Genomic DNA, 18,733 nt, shown 5'->3' with positions numbered 1-18,733 from the left:
TGCAAAAACTTACCCCTGGATCATCGATCTCGGCAAAGCCGCAGGTCAGGCCCATTGTCAGTGGCGCCCTTCACGATGGACACATACGGACACAGAGCCGTCACACGACGACAGGAGGCTCGTCATGACCAGCTCCTCCGCATCCGCCGCGCCCCGGCGCCGCCCGGGAGGCCGCCCTGCCACCGCGCCGGCCGGACCGCCCACCGACATCCACCCCGTGCTGCGCCGCGCCGGCGCGCCGCCCGCCGCCCTCGGCCTGCTCGCCCAGGCCCGCGACGGCCTCGCCGAGGCGGTCGGCCTCGACCGGCCCAACGAGCGGTACGCCACGGCCCACCTCGCCGCCCTGCGCACGGCGGCCGCGGTGCTCGCCGTCCGGGGGAGGCCCGAGACCAACCCCCGTAAACGGGGCAGGATCCGCAGCGCCTGGGAGGTCCTGCCCGAGATAGCGCCCGAGCTCACCGAGTGGAGCGCCCTGTTCGCCTCCGGTGCCGCCCGCCGGGCGCGGGCCGAGGCGGGCATACCGGGCGCGGCCAGCCCGCGGGACGCCGACGACCTGATGCGGGACGCCGCGATGTTCCTGCGCCTGGTCGAGCGCCTTCTCGTCCTCCAGCCGGTGCTGCCCCGTCAGCCGGGTGCCGGGGAGGCGGTGTAGTCGCGGGGCTGAGGAGCGGTTGAGCCGGGGAAGGCGTCCGAGGCCATAGGGTGGGAGCGTTCGTACACCGTCACCGAGGAGTCAACAGCCGTGTCGGACCCTTCCCCTGTCTTCGGTCGAGAGGCGACGTCGCGCCCGTCGCGCGCCTCCCTTCGTACGGCCGTCGTCTGGGACGTCCTCAAGGACGCCCTCGACCGCCGGGTCAAGGCCACCGGGAAGGACTGCCTCGATGTCCTCGACACGGGCGGCGGCTCCGGCAACTTCGCCGTGCCGGTGGCCCGCCTCGGCCACCGGGTCACGGTCGTCGACCCCAGCCCCAACGCGCTCTTCGCCCTGGAGCGGCGGGCCGCCGAGGCCGGCGTCGCCGAGCGGGTCACCGGCGTCCAGGGCGACATCCGCGGCCTCTTCGACGTGGTCGGACGCGACGGGTACGACGTGGTGCTCTGCCACGGCGTCCTCGAGTACGTGGACGACCCGGCCGAGGGCGTACGGAACGCGGCGGCCGCGCTGCGGGACGGCGGCTCGCTCAGCCTGCTCGCCGCGGGGGTCGGCGGCGCCGTCCTCGCCCGCGCGCTGGCCGGCCACTTCACCGAGGCCAGGAACGCGCTCGGGGACCCGGACGGACGCTGGGGCGACGGCGACCCGGTGCCCCGGCGCTTCACCGCCGACCAGCTCACGGAACTGGCGGGCGCGGCCGGTCTGGAGGTCGGCGCCGTCCACGGCGTACGGGTCTTCGCGGACCTGGTCCCCGGTGTCCTGGTCGACACCGAGCCCGGCGCGGCGGAGGCTCTGCTGAAGCTGGAGGCCGCCGCGGCGGAGCTCCCGTCGTTCCATGCCATTGCCACCCAGTTGCATCTCCTGGGCGAGAAGCGCGCCTGAGAACGCGGTGGTGGCGCGCTGATCAGCGACGCAGCCGCACATGGAGTACGCCACAGCACCCCCGGTCGACGGCTTTGCCCCGTATGATCGGGGGACATCGTCCGGCATGACGGGCAAGGTGCTGGGGAATCAACGCTTCAGCAACCCGAACCGCGTGGCGGCCCGGATTGGCGAATAGGCGTTGAGGGCGGGTTTCACGGGGGCGATTCCCTGCCTATCCTGAAAGGGCCGCATCCCGGTCGCCCCCGCGACCGACGACTAGGAGGACTCCGTGCCGCTCTCGGAGCACGAGCAGCGAATGCTCGAGCAGATGGAGCGAGCGCTGTACGCCGAAGATCCCAAGTTCGCGACAGCGCTCGAGGGAAGCGGACTGCGTACGTACACCCGGCGACGGGTCTACCAGGCAGTCGCCGGCTTCCTGGTGGGTATCGCGCTCCTCATGGCTGGAATGGTCGCTCAGCAGATCTGGATCAGCGTGGTGGGGTTCCTCGTCATGCTGGGCTGCGCGGTACTGGCGGTCACTGGATGGCGCAAGGCGCCCAAGCCGGGTGAGCAGCAGGCGGGAAGCGGGGCGGCGGCCGGTGGTCGTCGGACCCGGCAGCGCCGCTCGATGATGAACCGGATCGAGGAGCGGTGGCAGCGCCGCCGCGACGAGCAGCAGGGCGGCGGCCACTGACGCCCCCCTGAGGCCCCCGGCCCCGACAAGACCACGAGCCCCGTGGGCCCGCACAGAGCGGCGCCCAACGGGGCTCGACGTCTACCAGGCCCGCGCCGCGTCGTCCCGTGGCCCGTGACGGGAGGCGACCCGGTGGGCCGCCTCCCGTCACGGGCCGCCTCCCGTCAGGCGTCCGGGGTGGGCTTCGGGCGGAGGCGGGTGGTGAGGCGGGACGTCAGGGACTCGCGGTGGGTGCGCCAGCGGGTGGTCGTGGACGACCACCGGGCGGACGCCGTCCAGATCACCCGGACCGCCGAGCGCGGCAACAGCAGCGCTCGGAGCCGGGCACCACGAGTCGCCGTCGTCGCGAAGCCCGCGCGGACCAGGGACACCTCGTCCGCGAGGCCCGTGCCCGGGCGCGGCTCCGGGGCGTACAGGACCTGCTCGACCCCCCGCGCCACCCGGTGCACCGCGTTCGCCGGCTCGCCCTCCAGGCCGCCGAGGCGGACGATCCGGGCCGCCGTCTTGCGGGGAGTCATCGACTCGTCCGGGACCACCCCGTGGTCCCAGGCCGTGTCCCCGATCTCCCGCCACGCCGCCAGCGTCCTCGCGACCGCCTCCTCGGCGGTACGGCCCGAGGAGCCGAGCCGCCGATTCCGTACCCGCGTCCGACAGAGGAGTGGCGACAGGGGCAGGGCCAACAGCAGCGCCACCCCAAGTGCCACCAGTACCACCGTCAGCGGGTCCGGTCCGCCGCCGTCCGACGCCGCCGCACCCGCCTCCTCCTGCCCGCAGTCGCCCTGGGCGCGCAGCTGCGCCGGGCAGCCCTCCGAGGTCCGGGGCGCCGCGGACGGCGCCGCCGAGGTGCTGGTCGACGGCTGCGCCGACTCCGTCGGCGTGCCGACGGGGGACTGCTCACGGGTGTACTCCGGCGTGGAGCCCCGGGACGGCGTCGGCTCGAACCGGGTCCAGCCCGCGCCCTCGAAGTACAGCTCGGGCCAGGCGTGGGCGTCCCGGATGCCCACTGACATCGTGCCGTCCGACTGCCGGCTGCCCGGCATGAAGCCGACCGCCACCCGCGCCGGAATCCCCATCGACCGAGCCATCGCCGCCATCGAGAAGGAGAAGTGGACGCAGAAGCCCTCCCGCCGCTCCAGGAAGCGCGTGATCGCCTGGACTCCGGTACCGGAGTCGACATCGACGTCGTAGCGGAAACCGCCGTCCACCGTGAACCAGTCCTGGAGCTTCACGGCCCGCTCGTAGTCGTTCCGGGCGCCCTTCGTGACCTGCAGCGCCGTCGCCCGCACCTCTTGCGGCATCGAGTCGGGGACCTTGGTGTACTCGGCGCGGAGCGCGTCCGGTGCCGGCGGGGCCGCCGCCAGCTGCTCGGCCGTCGGCCGGACGTCCAGGCTCGTCACCGTGTACCGGGCGCCCGCCGTGTTCTGCTCGTCGTCGCCGACGAGCATCCGCCCGGCCGGCTCGTACCGCCAGCGCCCGTCGATCTCCACCCGGTCCGCCGGGTAGGGCATCGGGAGCCACTTCTGCTGATACGTCTGGGCGGCGACGAAGTTGCTCGTCACCTCGACCGTACGGATCCCGTCGCCCAGGCCCGTCGGCCGGGGCAGCCGCTCGGGCACGTCCTCGATCGGGCGGACCGAGGACTTCCACGACGTGCCGTCGAACTGGTCGAGCGCCACGAGCCGCAGATACATGCCGCTGGTGTCCGTCGCGTTCGTCCGGTACCGGAGCACCTCGCGGTCCTCGGGCTGCCGCAGGTTGTCCTGGAGCGACACCAGCGGGTTCACCGCCGAGATCGTGCCGCCCTTGCCCCGGTCGCCCGGTCCGTCGCCGGCCCCGCCGAACAGTCCCCCGGAGAGCGAGGGCAGCGCCGCCGGCACCACCAGGGCGACTCCCATGGCGACCACGCCGATCCGCCGGCCGGTCCGCACCGGGGCGAACGCCTTCCCGCCGCTCGCGCTCCCGCCGCTGCCGCCCCCGGACCCGCCCGCCCCCGGGCGTCCGGTCCGTGCCGCGCCGCCGAAGACCCGGCCCCACTGCGAGAGCCGGTCCCGGCCCTCCGCCAGGAGCAGCAGGAGATAGCCGGTGGCCGCCACCAGGAACCAGATCCAGCTCGCACCGCCGTCGGAGAGCCCCGCGGCCACCGAGTACAGCGCGAGCAGCGGCAGACCCGCCGGGGCCGCGTTGCGGAAGGTCACCGCGAGGGTGTCCACAAGCAGCCCGATCAGGAGCACACCGCTGACCACCATCAGCCGGATTCCCTCGGTGTCCGGGGCCGGCGTCGCGTACGTACCGACGTCCTCGGCGCCCGCCTGGAACAGCGCGACGAACCGCGCCCAGGCCTCCGGCCCCGGCAGGAAGCCGAGCGCCGCCTGCTCCCGGACGAAGACCAGGGTCAGCAGCAGGAGCGTCGCGACGAGCTGCAGCAGCAGCGTCACCGGCCGCGCCAGCGGTACCCGCCGCGCCCAGGCCCCGACGCCGCTCTGCACGGCCAGCAGGATCGCCGCCGTGAAGATCCACGTCGACGGACTCACCAGCGGAAGGAGCGCGCCCGCCGCCATCAGCGTGGCGGCGTAGGCCCCCAGTGTCAGCCGCCCGCGGCCGCTCATGACCAACCTCCGTACGTCTCGCCCGAGGCGCTCTCCGCGCGGAGGCCGCCCGCCCGCTGCCACAGCTCGGCGAGCCTGGCCCCCGGGGGCACCGCAAGCGCCGTCCACCCCGCCTCGCGCAGCTGTCGCAGCCGCTCCTCGACCGTGCCGCTCACGGCGCCGCCGGTCAGCCATGACCCGGAGTCCAGGACGAAGGCGACGGCCGCGCCGCCGCGCTGCCGCATCCGGGCCGCCAGCGCGGCCTGCTCGTCGTCGAGGTCGCCCACGAAGGCGACCAGCAGGCCTTCGTTCCCGCCGCGCAGCACGTCGTACGCGCGGGAGAGACCGGCCCCGTCGGAGTGGTCCACGACGGCGAGGGTGTCCATCATCAGGCCGGCCGCCTCGGCCGCGTCCTGCGAGGTGCCGGCGAAGCCCTCGGCGCCCTCGCCGGGCACCGCCGTACCCGTGTCGGTGAGGAGCCGCACCGAGAAACCCCGCTCCAGCATGTGCACCAGGACGGAGGCCGCGCCCGACACGGCCCACTCGAAGGCCGAGTCCGGGCCCGCGCCCTGGTAGCCGATCGCGCGGGTGTCGAGCAGCACCGTGCAGCGGGCCCGTTGCGGCTGCTCCTCACGGCGCACCATCAGCTCGCCGTAGCGCGCGGTGGACCGCCAGTGGACCCGGCGCAGATCGTCGCCGTGGCGGTAGGCGCGCGGGATGATGTCGTCGTCCCCGGCGAGCGCCAGCGAGCGCAGGCTGCCGTCGCCGTACCCCGCCGCCTCGCCGGTCAGCTTCACCGGCGGCAGCGGCTCGGTCCGGGGGATGACGGTCAGGGTGTCGTACGCGCTGAAGGAGCGGGTCAGCTCGCACATGCCGAACGGGTCGTTCAGCCGGAGCTGGAGCGGGCCCAGCGGGAACCGCCCGCGCAGATCGGAGCGGACCCGGTACGACACCTCACGCCGGCCGCCCGCCTCGACCCGGTCCAGGACGAACCGGGGCCGCGGCCCGAGCATGTACGGGACGTGGTCCTGGAGCATGAGCAGCCCGGTGGGCAGCTTGGAGACGTTGTCCATCCGGAGGTGGACCCGGGCCTCCGAGCCGACGGGCACCCGCTGCGGCGAGAGCCGGCGGCTGCCCGCGACCCGGTACCGGGTGCGGTGCAGCACGCCGACGCAGATCAGCGGCAGCACGGCGAGCAGCAGCCCGACGCGCAGCAGATCGCCCTGGCCGAGGACGTAGGCGCAGATCCCGGCGGCGACCCCGGCGGCGAGGAAGGACCGGCCGCGCGTGGTGAGACCGCTCAGGGCGGCGCGCAGTCCGGCCTCGTCCTCGCCCGGGCGACCGTCACCCGGGCGGCCGTCCCGGTCGTCGCCCCGCTGCGCGTCCGGCGCGGCGGCGGTGGTCATCACAGCGGCCGGCCACCGGGCTGCCGCTGGCCGTAGGACGGGCCGGCGGGCGGCGCCGCGGCCGGGACGGGCGTGCGCTGCAGGATGTCGAGGACGACCTGCTCCGAAGTCCGCCGGTTCAGCTGGGCCTGCGCCGTCGGCAGCAGCCGGTGGGCGAGCACGGGCACGGCGAGAGCCTGGACGTCGTCCGGCAGGACGTACTCGCGGCCGCTGAGCGCGGCGGAGGACTTGGCGGCGCGCAGCAGATGCAGCGTGGCACGCGGCGAGGCGCCGAGTCTCAGGTCCGGGTGGTTGCGCGTCGCGCCGACGATCTCGACCGCGTACCGGCGGACGGAGTCGGCCACATGGACGCTCCGTACCGCGTCGATCAGCTTGACGATGTCATGGGCGTGCGCGACCGGCTGGAGGTCGTCCAGCGGGCTGACCCCGCCGTGGACGTCGAGCATCTGGAGCTCGGCCTCCGGGCTGGGGTAGCCGATCGAGACCCGCGCCATGAAGCGGTCGCGCTGGGCCTCGGGGAGCGGGTACGTGCCCTCCATCTCCACCGGGTTCTGGGTGGCCACCACCATGAACGGGCTCGGCAGCTCGTACGTCTGCCCGTCGACGGTGACCTGCCGCTCCTCCATGGACTCCAGCAGCGCGGACTGGGTCTTCGGCGAAGCGCGGTTGATCTCGTCGCCGATCACGATCTGGGCGAAGATCGCGCCCGGCTTGAACTCGAAGTCCCGCCGCTGCTGGTCGAAGATCGACACGCCGGTGATGTCCGACGGCAGCAGGTCGGGCGTGAACTGGATACGGCGCACCGAGCAGTCGATGGACCGCGCCAGCGTCTTGGCCAGCATCGTCTTGCCGACGCCGGGGACATCCTCGATCAGAAGATGCCCCTCGGCGAGCAGCACGGTCAGCGAAAGCCGTACGACCTCAGGCTTGCCCTCGATCACACCCTCCACCGACCTGCGGACACGCTCCGCTGTGGTGGTCAGATCTGTGAGGCTCGCTCGATCGTCATAGGTCGTCACCCGGCCCTCCTCGGCCCCTCCGTTGAACACCGACACCTGCCCCCGCGGTTCTTCGGGGGGTGTCACCCGAGCATTCTTGTTGCCTCTGCCGGGTTGTGTCACTTGCCTGTGGACAAGTGGGAGCGATATGCCGGGGTTTGCTGTGTTGCGCCCGGCAGATCAGGAGGGGTCGATCTCGCGCAGCAGACCGGTGGTCACGTCGAAGACGAAGCCGCGGATGTCGTCGGTGTGCAGCAGGAACGGCGAGGTCCGCACTCGCTGCATCGACTGCCGGACGTCCTGGTCGACATCGCGGAAGGCCTCGACGGCCCATGCGGGACGCTGGCCGACCTCGTCCTCCAGCTCGTGCCGGAAGTCCTCGGTCAGCGACTCCAGACCACAGCCCGTGTGGTGCACCAGCATCACGCTGCGGGTGCCGAGGGCGCGCTGGCTGATCGTGAGCGAGCGGATCACGTCGTCGGTGACCACGCCGCCCGCGTTGCGGATGGTGTGGCAGTCGCCGAGCTCAAGGCCGAGTGCGGCGTGCAGGTCGAGACGGGCGTCCATGCAGGCCACCACGGCCACGTTCAGCACGGGTCGGGCGTCCATGCCGGGATCGGTGAAGTCGGCCGCGTATCGCTCGTTGGCCTCGACGAGACGGTCGGTGACGGTGCCGCCGGCGTGTATCACGTCGGCGGCGTCGGCGGAGGGGTGCGCAGAGGTCGACATGTCTATGACGGTAGTGGTCACACGGGATCGTGGCCTGCTGTGAGAGCGGACAAAGAACGTCAATGAGCCTTGTTGTGAGGTAACCCACAGGCATGAGTAGAGCGGGCCCATCCGGGTGAGTCGTCAGGAATGTCCGGCTCCGGTCGAAGCCCCGGGCGACGCGCCAGCCGGTTGATTGACCGCCGGGGCCAGTGGACTAAAGTGACGCGAAGTTCACGGAGACATTGAGCGATTTCCGCAGTTTCTCCCCCGCGTGTGCGGCGGATGCGTAGCGGCCGCGCCGAATCTGAGCCGAATTCTGAGAGGGCGCATTGAGCAACGACCGACACGTCCCGGTGATGCTCCAGCGGTGCCTGGACATGTTGGCCCCCGCCCTGGAGCGCCCCGGCGCGGTCGTCGTCGACTGCACCCTCGGCCTCGGCGGCCACAGCGAGGCGCTGCTCAAGCGGTTCCCCGAGGCGCGCCTGGTCGCCCTCGACCGGGACAAGGAGGCGCTGCGGCTCTCCGGTGAGCGGCTGGCCCCCTACGGGGAGCGCGCGACGCTCGTCCACGCGGTCTACGACGAGCTGCCCGAGGTCCTCGACCGGCTCGCCATCCCCCGCGTCGACGGCATCCTCTTCGACCTGGGCGTCTCCTCCATGCAGCTCGACGAGGCCGACCGCGGCTTCGCGTACGCGCAGGACGCACCGCTCGACATGCGCATGGACCAGACGACCGGCGTCAGCGCGGCGGAGGTCCTCAACACCTACCCGCCGGGCGAGCTGGTCCGCATCCTGCGGGCGTACGGCGAGGAGAAGCAGGCGAAGCGGATCGTCTCCGCGATCGTGCGCGAGCGCGAGAAGGAGCCCTTCACCAACAGCGCCCGGCTGGTCGAGCTGATCCGTGACGCCCTCCCGCAGGCGGCCAAGCGCACCGGCGGCAACCCGGCCAAGCGCACCTTCCAGGCGCTGCGCATCGAGGTCAACGGCGAGCTGACGGTCCTGGAGGACGCGATCCCGGCGGCCGTGAAGGCGCTCGCGGTGGGCGGCCGGATCGCGGTCCTGTCGTACCACTCCCTGGAGGACCGGCTGGTCAAGCAGGTCTTCGCGGCGGGCGCGGCGAACACCGCGCCGCCCGGCCTGCCGGTGGTCCCGGAGCAGTACCAGCCCCGCCTGAAGCTGCTCACCCGCGGCGCCGAGCTCCCCACCGAGGAGGAGATCGCCGAGAACCGCCGCGCGGCCCCGGCCCGGCTCCGGGGAGCGCAGCGCATCCGGGAGGACGAGAAGGCATGACGACGAAGGGGCCGCTCAAAGGGCGGGCGGCACGACTCGGGCGGCTCATGCCGTCGGGACCCAGCAGCGCCGCCCGTACCCCCTTCGTCCTGCTCGTCGTCGTGCTCCTCGGCGGCGGGCTCATCACCCTCCTGCTGCTGAACTCCGCCCTCAACCAGGGCTCCTTCCATCTGCGTGACCTCAAGAACCGCACCACCGAGCTCACGGACGAGGAGCAGGCGCTCCAGCGGGACGTGGACGACTACTCCGCGCCCGACGCGCTGGAGCGGCGGGCCCGCGAGCTCGGCATGGTCCCCGGCGGCAGCCCCGCCTTCCTCGACCCGGACGGCACGGTCCGCGGGGAGCCCTCCGAGGCGGTCGCCCCGAAGCCGGTTCCGACCCCGAAGCCCGACCCCACCCCGGCGACCACGCCGAGCGGCACACCGACCAGCACGCCGTCCGGGTCCGCCTCGCAGCCCGCGAACCCCGGCACGAACACCACCCCCGTCACGCCACCACCCGCGAAGACGACCGCGCCCGCCCCGACGAACTCCGGCAGGTGACCTCAGTGCCCCCCAAGGAGCCCCCGCGCCGCCGCGTGCCCGGCCCCGCCCGCTCCGAGCGGCCCGCGCGCCCCGCCCGCCCCCGGCCGTCGGCCGCGGCCCGGCCGTCCGCCGCAGCCCGCCCGTCCGCCGGCGCCCGCTCGGGAGGCGCCCCGCGCAGGCCCGCGCCCCGCCCACAGGCGCGACCGAAGGCGCACACCATCCGGCTGGGCAGCCCCAAGCCCCGGCTGCGGCTCGTCTCCCTCGGCCTGACCCTCGTGATGGTGGCCTTCGTCATCCGGCTGCTCCAGGTCCAGGCCGTCGACGCCGGCACGCTGGCCGCCAAGGCCGAGGCCCACCGCTTCCAGGAGTACACGCTCTCCGCCGACCGGGGCGAGATCACCGACCGCTCGGGGATCGCGCTTGCCGCCAGCGTCGACGCGTACGACATCACCGCCGACCCCAAGCTCTTCACCCCCGAGGAGAGCAAGGTTCCGGACGCCCCGGAGCAGGCCGCCGCGCTCCTCGCGCCGCTCCTCGGCAAGGAGCCCGCGGACCTCGCCAAGAAGCTCCGCACCCCCAAGTCCCGCTACACGCTGCTCGCCCGCAAGCAGACCCCCCAGGTCTGGAACCAGATCAAGGACCTCAAGAAGGTCTACGGCCAGAAGGCCAAGACCTCCGAGGGCGGCAACGGGATCAACCTCCTGGGCGGCATCCTCAGCGAGCCCAGCACCAAGCGCGTGTACCCCAACGGCGAACTCGCCGCCGGGATACTGGGGTACGTCAACGCCGAGGGCCGCGGCGCCGGCGGCCTGGAGTCCCAGCTCGACAAGGAGCTCGCGGGCCAGGACGGCAAGATCAGGTTCGCCGAGTCCGGCGGGCGCCAGGTGCCCACCGCGGGCTCCCAGGGCACGCCGGCCGTGCCCGGCGTCGACATCGAGCTGACCATCGACCGGGACATCCAGTGGGCCGCCCAGCAGGCCATCACCGACCAGGTGAGGAAGTCCAGGGCCGACCGCGGCTACGTCATAGTGCAGAACACGAAGACCGGCGAGGTCCTGGCCATGGCCAACGCCCCCGGCTTCGACCCCAACGACCTGTCCGCGGCCAACGCCGCCGCGCTGGGCAACGCGGCCCTCCAGGACGCCTACGAGCCCGGCTCCACCAGCAAGGTCATGTCCATGGCCGCCGTCCTGGAGGAAGGCGCGGCCACCCCCGACACCCACGTCACCGTCCCCAACCGGCTGCACCGCGGCGACCGGCTCTTCAAGGACGACATCGACCACCCCACCTGGTACCTGACCCTCAACGGGGTCCTCGCCAAGTCCAGCAACATCGGCACCATCCTGGCCACCGGCCAGCTCGGCAGGACCCAGGCCGAGTCCAACCGGGTCCTCCACTCGTACCTGCGCAAGTTCGGCATCGGCAGCCCCACCGGGCTCGGCTACCCCGGCGAGACCCCGGGCATCCTCGCCAAGCCCCAGGACTGGTCGACCTCGCAGCAGTACACGATCCCCTTCGGCCAGGGCCTCTCGGTCAACGCCATGCAGGCCGCCTCGGTCTACTCGACCATCGCCAACGGCGGCGTACGGATCGAGCCGACCCTCGTCCGCGGCACCAAGGGGGCCGACGGGCGGTTCACCCCCGCGCCCGCGCCCGGGCAGACCCGGGTGGTCAGCGAGAAGACCGCGAAGACCCTCGCGCAGATGCTGGAGTCCGTGGTCGGCGACGAGGAGGGCACCGGCACCAAGGCCCGTATCCCCGGCTACCGGGTCGCGGGCAAGACCGGCACCGCCAACCGCGTCGACCCCGAGCTCGGCCGCTACAAGGGGTACACCGCCTCCTTCGCCGGCTTCGCGCCCGCCGACGACCCGCAGATCACGGTCTACTGCGCCATCCAGAACCCCACCAAGGGCAGCTACTTCGGCGGCCAGATCTGCGGCCCCATCTACAAGGAGGTCATGGAGTTCGCCCTCAAGACCCTCCACGTGGCCCCGACCGGCAGCGAGCCCGCCCGACTGCCGGTCATTTTCAAGGACAGCGAGTGACACCCCGGGAGTACCAGTGAGCACGATCACCCCCGATTCCGGGAACCGGAATTCGAACTCCGGCGACGCCCGGGCCTCTTTTGGCCCCGCGGCGGGTGGGCCCGGTACGCTCACCGCCGTGCCACACGCTGATCAGTACCGAACCACCCCGCCCCGCCCGGAGCAGGCCCGCCCGACACCCCTGGGCGACCTGGCCGCACGGCTCGGCGTCGAGGCGCCAGGCGCCACGGACGTCACGGGCATCACGCACGATTCGCGGGCGGTACGCCCCGGAGACGTGTACGCGGCCCTCCCCGGCGCCCGGGTCCACGGCGCCGACTTCGCCGACCAGGCAGCCGGTCTCGGAGCCGCCGCGATCCTGACCGACCCGGCGGGCGCCGAACGCGCCGCCGCGACCGGCCTGCCGGTCCTGGTCGTGGAGGATCCGCGCGGCCGGATGGGCGAGCTGGCCGCCGAGGTCTACGGCCGGCCGGGTGAGGACCTCCTCCAGATCGGCATCACCGGCACCTCCGGCAAGACCACCACCGCCTACCTGGTGGAGGGCGGCCTCAAGGCGGCCGGCCGGAAGAGCGGCCTCATCGGCACGGTCGAGATGCGGATCGGCGACGAGCGCATCAAGTCCGAACGTACGACCCCCGAGGCCACCGACCTCCAGGCCCTCTTCGCCGTCATGCGCGAACGCGGCGTCGAGGCCGTCGCCATGGAGGTCTCCAGCCACGCCCTCGTGCTCGGCCGGGTCGACGGCTGCGTCTTCGACGTCGCCGTCTTCAACAACCTGAGCCCGGAGCACATGGAGTTCCACTCCGACATGGAGGACTACTTCCACGCCAAGGCGCGGCTCTTCACCCCGGAGCGCAGCAGGCGCGGCGTGGTGAACCTCGACGACGCCTACGGCCGCCGGCTGGTCGCGGAGGCGACCGTTCCGGTCGTCTCCTTCTCCGCCGAGGGCCACCCGGACGCCGACTGGCGCGCCGAGTCCGTCGAGATCGGCTCCCACGGCTCCACGTTCACGGTCGTCGGCCCCCAGGGCGAGCGGATCTCCGCCGCCGCCCCGCTGCCCGGCCCGTTCAACGTCGCCAACACCCTCGCCGCGATCGTCACCCTGGCCGTCGCCGGGATCGACCCGCAGACCGCCGCCGACGGCGTCGCCGCCGTCCCCGGCGTGCCGGGCCGCCTGGAGCGCGTCGACGCGGGCCAGCCGTACCTCGCGGTCGTCGACTACGCGCACAAGACGGACGCCGTCGAATCGGTCCTGCGCTCGCTGCGCAAGGTCACCGAGGGCAAGGTGCACATCGTCATCGGCTGCGGCGGCGACCGGGACACCACCAAGCGCGGCCCGATGGGCGCCGCCGCGGCGCGCCTCGCCGACACCGCCGTACTGACCTCCGACAACCCCCGCTCCGAGGACCCCCTCGCGATCCTGGCCGCGATGCTCGCGGGCGCCGCCGAGGTGCCCGCGCACGAGCGTGGCGACGTCCTGGTCGACGCCGACCGGGCCGCCGCCGTCGCCGCGGCCGTGGCCCGCGCGCAGCCCGGCGACACCGTCCTCGTCGCCGGCAAGGGCCACGAGCAGGGCCAGGACATCGCCGGTGTGGTCCGCCCCTTCGACGACCGCCGGGTCCTGCGCGAAGCGATTGAACGCAGCCTCAAGAACAGTCAGGGATAAGTTGTGATCGCCCTCTCCCTCGCCGAGATCGCCGAAATCGTCGGCGGGCAGTCGTACGACATACCGGATCCGGCCGTCCGGATCACCGGTCCCGTCGTCATCGACTCCCGTGAGGTGAAGCCCGGCAGCCTGTTCGCCGCCTTCGCAGGCGAACAGGTCGACGGCCACGACTACGCGGCCCGCGCCGTCGAGGCGGGCGCGGCAGCCGTACTGGCCGCCCGCCCCGTCGGCGTACCCGCCATCGTCGTGGACGACGTCCAGACGGCGCTCGGCGCCCTCGCCCGGGCCGTCGTCGAACGCCTCGGCACCGATGTCGTCGCGCTGACCGGATCGGCCGGCAAGACCTCCACCAAGGACCTGATCGCCCAGGTCCTCCAGCGCCACGCACCCACGGTGTGGACGCCCGGCTCGCTCAACAACGAGATCGGGCTGCCGCTGACGGCACTGCGCGCGAGCGACGACACCCAGCACCTGGTCCTCGAAATGGGCGCCCGCGGCATCGGTCACATCCGCTACCTCACCGGACTGACCCCGCCGCGCATCGGCCTCGTCCTCAACGTCGGCACCGCCCACATCGGCGAGTTCGGCGGCCGCGAGCAGATCGCCCAGGCGAAGGGCGAACTCGTCGAGGCGCTCCCGCCGGCCGACCAGGGCGGAGTGGCGGTCCTCAACGCCGACGACCCGCTCGTCCGGGCCATGGCCGAACGCACCCACGCGCGCGTGACGCTGTTCGGAGAGTCGGACGAAGCGGTCGTACGTGCCGAGAACGTCCGTCTCACAGCCGCTGGACAGCCCTCTTTCAAGCTTCACACACCCACCGGGTGCAGTGACGTGACCTTGCGCCTGTACGGTGAGCACCACGTGTCGAACGCGCTCGCCGCGGCCGCCGTCGCCCATGAGCTGGGCATGCCCGTGGAGGAGATCGCCACCGCGCTCTCCGAGGCGGGCACCCTGTCGCGCTGGCGCATGGAGGTCACGGAGCGTCCGGACGGCGTGACGATCGTCAACGACGCCTACAACGCGAATCCCGAGTCCATGCGAGCCGCCCTGCGCGCGCTCGCGGCCATGGGCCGGGCCGCACAGGCCCAGGGGGGCCGCACGTGGGCGGTGCTCGGCAAGATGGCCGAGCTCGGAGACGCATCGCTCGCCGAGCACGACGCGGTCGGACGGCTCGCCGTCCGGCTCAACGTCAGCAAGCTCGTCGCGGTCGGGGACAGGGAAGCGTCCTGGCTGCAACTGGGCGCATATAACGAGGGTTCGTGGGGTGAGGAGTCGGTGCACGTGTCCGACGCGCAGGCGGCGGTCGACCTGTTGCGCAGTGAGCTGCGCCCGGGGGACGTCGTCCTTGTGAAGGCTTCCAGGTCGGTCGGTCTGGAGCAGGTCGCCCTGGCCCTCCTCGACTCCGAGAGCGAGGTCGCGGGCCGATGAGGCAGATCCTCTTCGCGGGGGCCATCGGGCTCTTCCTGACCCTGATCGGCACCCCGCTGCTCATCAAACTCCTTGCCCGCAAGGGGTACGGGCAGTTCATCCGCGACGACGGCCCGCGCGGCCACGCCGGGAAGAAGGGCACGCCCACCATGGGCGGCATCTCCTTCATCCTGGCCACGCTCATCGCGTACGCCCTCGCCAAGGTCATCACCGGTGAGGACCCGACGTACTCGGGTGTCCTGGTCCTCTTCCTGATGGCCGGCATGGGTCTGGTCGGCTTCCTCGACGACTACATCAAGATCGTAAAGCAGCGTTCGCTGGGTCTGCGGGCCAAGGCGAAGATGGCCGGCCAGCTGATCGTCGGCATCGCCTTCGCCGTGCTCTCGCTGCAGTTCGCGGATCTGCGCGGGCTCACCCCGGCCTCCGAGAAGCTCTCCTTCATCACCGACTTCGGCTGGTCCATCGGGCCGGTGCTGTTCGTGGTCTGGGCGCTCTTCATGATCCTGGCCATGTCCAACGGCGTGAACCTGACGGACGGTCTGGACGGCCTGGCCACCGGCGCGTCGGTGATGGTCTTCGGCGCGTACACCTTCATCGGCCTGTGGCAGTTCCAGGAGTCCTGCGCCAACGCGGTGACCCTGACCAACCCCAACGCCTGCTTCGAGGTACGCGACCCGCTCGACCTCGCGGTCGTCGCCTCCGCCCTCATGGGCGCCTGCTTCGGCTTCCTGTGGTGGAACACCTCGCCGGCCAAGATCTTCATGGGCGACACCGGTTCGCTGGCCCTCGGCGGCGCGCTCGCCGGTCTCGCCATCTGCTCCCGTACCGAGCTGCTGCTCGCCCTGCTCGGCGGCCTGTTCGTACTGATCACCATGTCGGTGGTCATCCAGGTCGGCTCGTTCAAGATGACCGGCAAGCGAGTCTTCCGGATGGCCCCGCTCCAGCACCACTTCGAACTCAAGGGGTGGTCGGAAGTCCTGGTCGTCGTCCGGTTCTGGATCATCCAGGGCATGTGCGTGATCGTGGGCCTGGGCCTCTTCTACGCGGGATGGGCATCCGAAAAGTGAGCTGGAACGGCAAGAGGGTCACCGTCGCGGGTCTCGGGGTCTCCGGGATCCCGGCCGCCCGGGTCCTGCACGGCCTCGGCGCCGTCGTGACCGTCGTCAACGACGGCGACGACGAACGCTCCCGGGCGCAGGCCGACGAGCTGCGGGCCGAGGGGATCACCGTCCGCCTCGGCGACGGCGACACCCTGCCGGACGGCACCGAACTGGTCGTCACCACCCCCGGCTGGCGGCCCGACAAGCCGCTCTTCGCGGCCGCCGCCGAGGCGGGCGTGGAGGTCTGGGGCGACGTCGAGCTCGCCTGGCGCCTGCGTGGCCCCGATGCCGCTCCCTGGCTCGCCGTGACCGGCACCAACGGCAAGACGACGACCGTCCGGATGCTCGCCTCGATCCTGGAGGCCGCGGGGCTGCGGACCGCCGCCGTCGGGAACATCGGCGTCTCGCTCCTCGACGCCGTCCTCGGCGAGGAGACGTACGACGTCCTCGCCGTCGAACTCTCCAGCTACCAGCTGCACTGGGCGCCCAGCCTGCGCGCCCACTCGGCCGCCGTGCTCAACCTGGCGCCCGACCACCTCGACTGGCACGGCTCCATGGCGGCGTACGCCGCCGACAAGGGCCGGATCTACGAGGGCAACCAGGTCGCCTGCGTCTACAACGTCGCCGACAAGGCCACCGAGGACCTGGTCCGCGAGGCCGACGTCGAGGAGGGCTGCCGCGCGATCGGCTTCACCCTCGGCACCCCCGGCCCCTCGCAGCTCGGCGTCGTCGAGGGCATCCTCGTCGACCGGGCCTTCGTCGAGAACCGGCAGAAGCAGGCCCAGGAGCTCGCCGAGGTCGCGGACGTGAACCCGCCGGCCCCGCACAACGTCGCCAACGCGCTCGCCGCGGCCGCCCTCGCCCGCGCCTTCGGCGTCGAGCCGAAGGCCGTACGGGACGGACTGCGGGCCTTCCGGCCCGACCCGCACCGCATCGAACTGGTCGAGGAGATCGAGGGCGTCGTCTTCGTCGACGACTCCAAGGCCACCAACACCCACGCCGCGGAAGCCTCGTTGGCGGCCTACGACCCGATCGTCTGGATCGCCGGCGGCCTCGCCAAGGGCGCGACCTTCGACGAGCTCGTGACCGCCTCGGCGAAGCGCCTGCGCGGGGTCGTCCTGATCGGCGCGGACCGCGCGCTGATCCGCGAAGCCCTGGCGCGACACGCCCCCGAGGTCCCGGTCGTGGACCTCGACCGGACCGACACTGGGGCGATGTCCGAGGCGGTCCGCGAGGCGGCCCGGCTCGCCCGGCCGGGCGACACGGTTCTGCTGGCCCCGGCCTGCGCCTCGATGGACATGTTCGCCAATTACAACAAGCGGGGCGAGGCCTTCGCGGACGCGGTCCGCGCCCTCGCCACCACCGGGCGCGTCTGACCTGACCAGCAAGGAGGTCCGGCCGCGCCGGGCACGACTGGAGGGGACAGCGCCCATGCCGAGCAGAATCGCCGGGACCCGCCGGCCCTCCGCCCTCCGCGGCGGGGGCCGGGCTCCCACGCCGCCCCGGCCACCCCGCGCCGGCGGCGTACGGCGGATGTACGAGCAGGCCCGGCGGGCCTGGGACCGGCCGCTGACCGCGTACTACGTCATCCTCGGCGCCGCGCTGCTCATCACGATGCTCGGCCTGGTGATGGTCTACAGCGCCTCGATGATCACTGCGCTCCGCTACGACCTGGTGCCCTCGTACTTCTTCCGCAAGCAGTTCTTCGCCGCGATCCTCGGCACCGCGCTGCTCCTGGTCGCCTCCCGGATGCCGGTGAAGCTGCACCGGGCGCTCGCGTACCCGATCCTGGTCGGCGCCGTCTTCCTGATGGTGCTCGTCCAGATCCCGGGGATAGGGCGCGCGGTCGGCGGAAACCAGAACTGGATCTCGCTGGGCGGACCGTTCATGCTCCAGCCCAGCGAATTCGGCAAACTGGCGCTCATCCTGTGGGGCGCCGACCTGCTGGCCCGCAAACAGGACATGAAACTTCTCACCCAGTGGAAACACATGCTGGTGCCGCTGGTACCCGGCACGTTCCTGCTGCTCGGCCTCATCATGCTCGGCGGGGACATGGGCACGGCCATCGTGCTCGCCGCGATCCTCTTCGGGCTGCTGTGGACGGCCGGCGCGCCCACCAGGCTCTTCGTCGGGGTGCTCACGATCGCCGGCGCGATCGGCTTCCTGCTGATCAAGACCAGCGACAACCGGCTGAAGCGGTTCGCCTGCATCGGCGCCACCGACCCCGGGGGAGAGGGTGCCCCCTGCCTGCAGGCCGCCCACGGGCTCTATGCTCTGGCGTCAGGCGGATGGTTCGGTTCCGGACTGGGCGCCAGTGTGGAAAAATGGGGCCAACTACCCGAAGCGCACACCGACTTCATCTTCGCCGTCACCGGGGAGGAACTGGGTCTGGCGGGGACGCTGTCGGTACTCGCCCTGTTCGCGGCTCTAGGCTATGCGGGTATCCGCGTGGCCGGACACACGGAGGACCCCTTCGTGAGGTACGCCGCGGGAGGCGTGACCACCTGGATCACGGCGCAGGCCGTGATCAACATCGGTGCGGTGCTCGGTCTGCTGCCGATCGCCGGTGTCCCGCTCCCGCTGTTCTCGTACGGGGGGTCGGCCCTGCTGCCGACCATGTTCGCCGTCGGGCTCCTCATCGCCTTCGCGCGACAGGAACCCGCCGCGAAAGCGGCCCTGGCCATGCGCCGCCCCGGCTGGGGCAAGCGGGCCGGGGTGAGATGGAAGTCGATGCGACGGCGCGTCAAGAAGCGTCCGTCCGGAGAGCGGTGAAT

The 18,733-nt window shown here is 72.4% G+C and carries 15 protein-coding genes; 11 read left to right on the top strand and 4 right to left on the bottom strand.

Features of this window, described 5'->3' with window-relative positions:
* Positions 1 to 124 precede the first annotated feature (124 nt).
* From Q5762_RS06155 to Q5762_RS06145, 3 genes are all read left to right on the top strand, one after another.
* A complete protein-coding gene (locus Q5762_RS06155) occupies positions 125 to 652 on the top strand; it encodes an SAV_6107 family HEPN domain-containing protein (protein WP_315890936.1) in 528 nt (175 codons plus the stop codon).
* A gap of 90 nt (positions 653 to 742) precedes the next feature.
* Positions 743 to 1,531 (top strand): methyltransferase, encoded by a 789-nt coding sequence (locus tag Q5762_RS06150; protein ID WP_315890935.1) that lies wholly within the window; start codon positions 743 to 745, stop codon positions 1,529 to 1,531.
* 271 nt (positions 1,532 to 1,802) lie between these two features.
* Positions 1,803 to 2,207 (top strand): DUF3040 domain-containing protein, encoded by a 405-nt coding sequence (locus Q5762_RS06145; RefSeq protein ID WP_315890934.1) that lies wholly within the window; start codon positions 1,803 to 1,805, stop codon positions 2,205 to 2,207.
* A 164-nt stretch (positions 2,208 to 2,371) separates the two neighbouring features.
* Here Q5762_RS06145 and Q5762_RS06140 read toward each other — a convergent pair whose 3' ends face one another.
* From Q5762_RS06140 to Q5762_RS06125, 4 genes are all read right to left on the bottom strand, one after another.
* Positions 2,372 to 4,813 (bottom strand): DUF3488 and transglutaminase-like domain-containing protein, encoded by a 2,442-nt coding sequence (locus Q5762_RS06140; protein ID WP_315890933.1) that lies wholly within the window; start codon positions 4,811 to 4,813, stop codon positions 2,372 to 2,374.
* Positions 4,810 to 6,198: a DUF58 domain-containing protein gene (locus Q5762_RS06135; RefSeq protein WP_315890932.1), complete on the bottom strand. Its 1,389-nt coding sequence runs from the start codon at positions 6,196 to 6,198 to the stop codon at positions 4,810 to 4,812. The genes Q5762_RS06140 and Q5762_RS06135 overlap by 4 nt, the downstream gene beginning before the upstream one ends.
* Positions 6,198 to 7,217: a MoxR family ATPase gene (locus Q5762_RS06130; RefSeq protein ID WP_315890931.1), complete on the bottom strand. Its 1,020-nt coding sequence runs from the start codon at positions 7,215 to 7,217 to the stop codon at positions 6,198 to 6,200. Before Q5762_RS06130 ends, Q5762_RS06135 begins: the two co-directional genes overlap by 1 nt.
* Before the next feature lie 159 nt (positions 7,218 to 7,376).
* The gene (locus tag Q5762_RS06125) at positions 7,377 to 7,925 is read right to left on the bottom strand and encodes a carbonic anhydrase (RefSeq protein WP_315890930.1); all 549 of its coding nucleotides are present in this window, start codon (positions 7,923 to 7,925) and stop codon (positions 7,377 to 7,379) included.
* A gap of 311 nt (positions 7,926 to 8,236) precedes the next feature.
* On the opposite strand from Q5762_RS06125, the gene rsmH reads away from it, so the two are divergent.
* From rsmH to ftsW, 8 genes are read left to right on the top strand one after another with little or no spacing between them, the layout of a single operon-like run.
* Complete coding sequence (gene rsmH / locus Q5762_RS06120) at positions 8,237 to 9,196, top strand: 16S rRNA (cytosine(1402)-N(4))-methyltransferase RsmH (RefSeq protein ID WP_315890929.1); 960 nt, start codon at positions 8,237 to 8,239, stop codon at positions 9,194 to 9,196.
* Positions 9,193 to 9,738 (top strand): septum formation initiator, encoded by a 546-nt coding sequence (locus Q5762_RS06115; protein WP_315890928.1) that lies wholly within the window; start codon positions 9,193 to 9,195, stop codon positions 9,736 to 9,738. The genes rsmH and Q5762_RS06115 overlap by 4 nt, the downstream gene beginning before the upstream one ends.
* 5 nt (positions 9,739 to 9,743) lie before the next feature.
* Positions 9,744 to 11,765, top strand: a complete 2,022-nt coding sequence (locus Q5762_RS06110; protein WP_315890927.1) for a penicillin-binding protein 2 — start codon at positions 9,744 to 9,746, stop codon at positions 11,763 to 11,765.
* Between the two features lie 16 nt (positions 11,766 to 11,781).
* Positions 11,782 to 13,431: a UDP-N-acetylmuramoyl-L-alanyl-D-glutamate--2,6-diaminopimelate ligase gene (locus Q5762_RS06105; RefSeq protein ID WP_315890926.1), complete on the top strand. Its 1,650-nt coding sequence runs from the start codon at positions 11,782 to 11,784 to the stop codon at positions 13,429 to 13,431.
* A 3-nt stretch (positions 13,432 to 13,434) separates the two neighbouring features.
* Positions 13,435 to 14,859, top strand: coding sequence for a UDP-N-acetylmuramoyl-tripeptide--D-alanyl-D-alanine ligase (gene murF / locus Q5762_RS06100; protein ID WP_315890925.1), 1,425 nt, complete (start codon positions 13,435 to 13,437; stop codon positions 14,857 to 14,859).
* Complete coding sequence (gene mraY / locus Q5762_RS06095; RefSeq protein ID WP_315890924.1) at positions 14,856 to 15,926, top strand: phospho-N-acetylmuramoyl-pentapeptide-transferase; 1,071 nt, start codon at positions 14,856 to 14,858, stop codon at positions 15,924 to 15,926. Before murF ends, mraY begins: the two co-directional genes overlap by 4 nt.
* Positions 15,908 to 17,335: a UDP-N-acetylmuramoyl-L-alanine--D-glutamate ligase gene (gene murD / locus Q5762_RS06090; protein ID WP_315890923.1), complete on the top strand. Its 1,428-nt coding sequence runs from the start codon at positions 15,908 to 15,910 to the stop codon at positions 17,333 to 17,335. Before mraY ends, murD begins: the two co-directional genes overlap by 19 nt.
* Before the next feature lie 55 nt (positions 17,336 to 17,390).
* Positions 17,391 to 18,731 (top strand): putative lipid II flippase FtsW, encoded by a 1,341-nt coding sequence (gene ftsW / locus Q5762_RS06085; RefSeq protein WP_315890922.1) that lies wholly within the window; start codon positions 17,391 to 17,393, stop codon positions 18,729 to 18,731.
* The last annotated feature ends 2 nt before the right edge of the window (positions 18,732 to 18,733 follow it).

Origin of the sequence: Streptomyces sp. P9(2023), assembly GCF_032436795.1 — a bacterium.
In the GTDB taxonomy this organism is placed as follows: Bacteria; Actinomycetota; Actinomycetes; order Streptomycetales; family Streptomycetaceae; genus Streptomyces.
This window is presented reverse-complemented; position numbering and strand designations above follow the sequence as displayed.

Coding starts and splice junctions, on each gene's coding strand:
- Q5762_RS06155 (WP_315890936.1), top strand. CDS start 125: ATGACCAGCTCCTCCGCATCCGCCGCGCCCCGGCGCCGCCCGGGAGGC.
- Q5762_RS06140 (WP_315890933.1), bottom strand. CDS start 4,813: ATGAGCGGCCGCGGGCGGCTGACACTGGGGGCCTACGCCGCCACGCTG.
- Q5762_RS06135 (WP_315890932.1), bottom strand. CDS start 6,198: ATGACCACCGCCGCCGCGCCGGACGCGCAGCGGGGCGACGACCGGGAC.
- Q5762_RS06125 (WP_315890930.1), bottom strand. CDS start 7,925: ATGTCGACCTCTGCGCACCCCTCCGCCGACGCCGCCGACGTGATACAC.
- Q5762_RS06115 (WP_315890928.1), top strand. CDS start 9,193: ATGACGACGAAGGGGCCGCTCAAAGGGCGGGCGGCACGACTCGGGCGG.
- mraY (WP_315890924.1), top strand. CDS start 14,856: ATGAGGCAGATCCTCTTCGCGGGGGCCATCGGGCTCTTCCTGACCCTG.
- murD (WP_315890923.1), top strand. CDS start 15,908: ATGGGCATCCGAAAAGTGAGCTGGAACGGCAAGAGGGTCACCGTCGCG.
- ftsW (WP_315890922.1), top strand. CDS start 17,391: ATGCCGAGCAGAATCGCCGGGACCCGCCGGCCCTCCGCCCTCCGCGGC.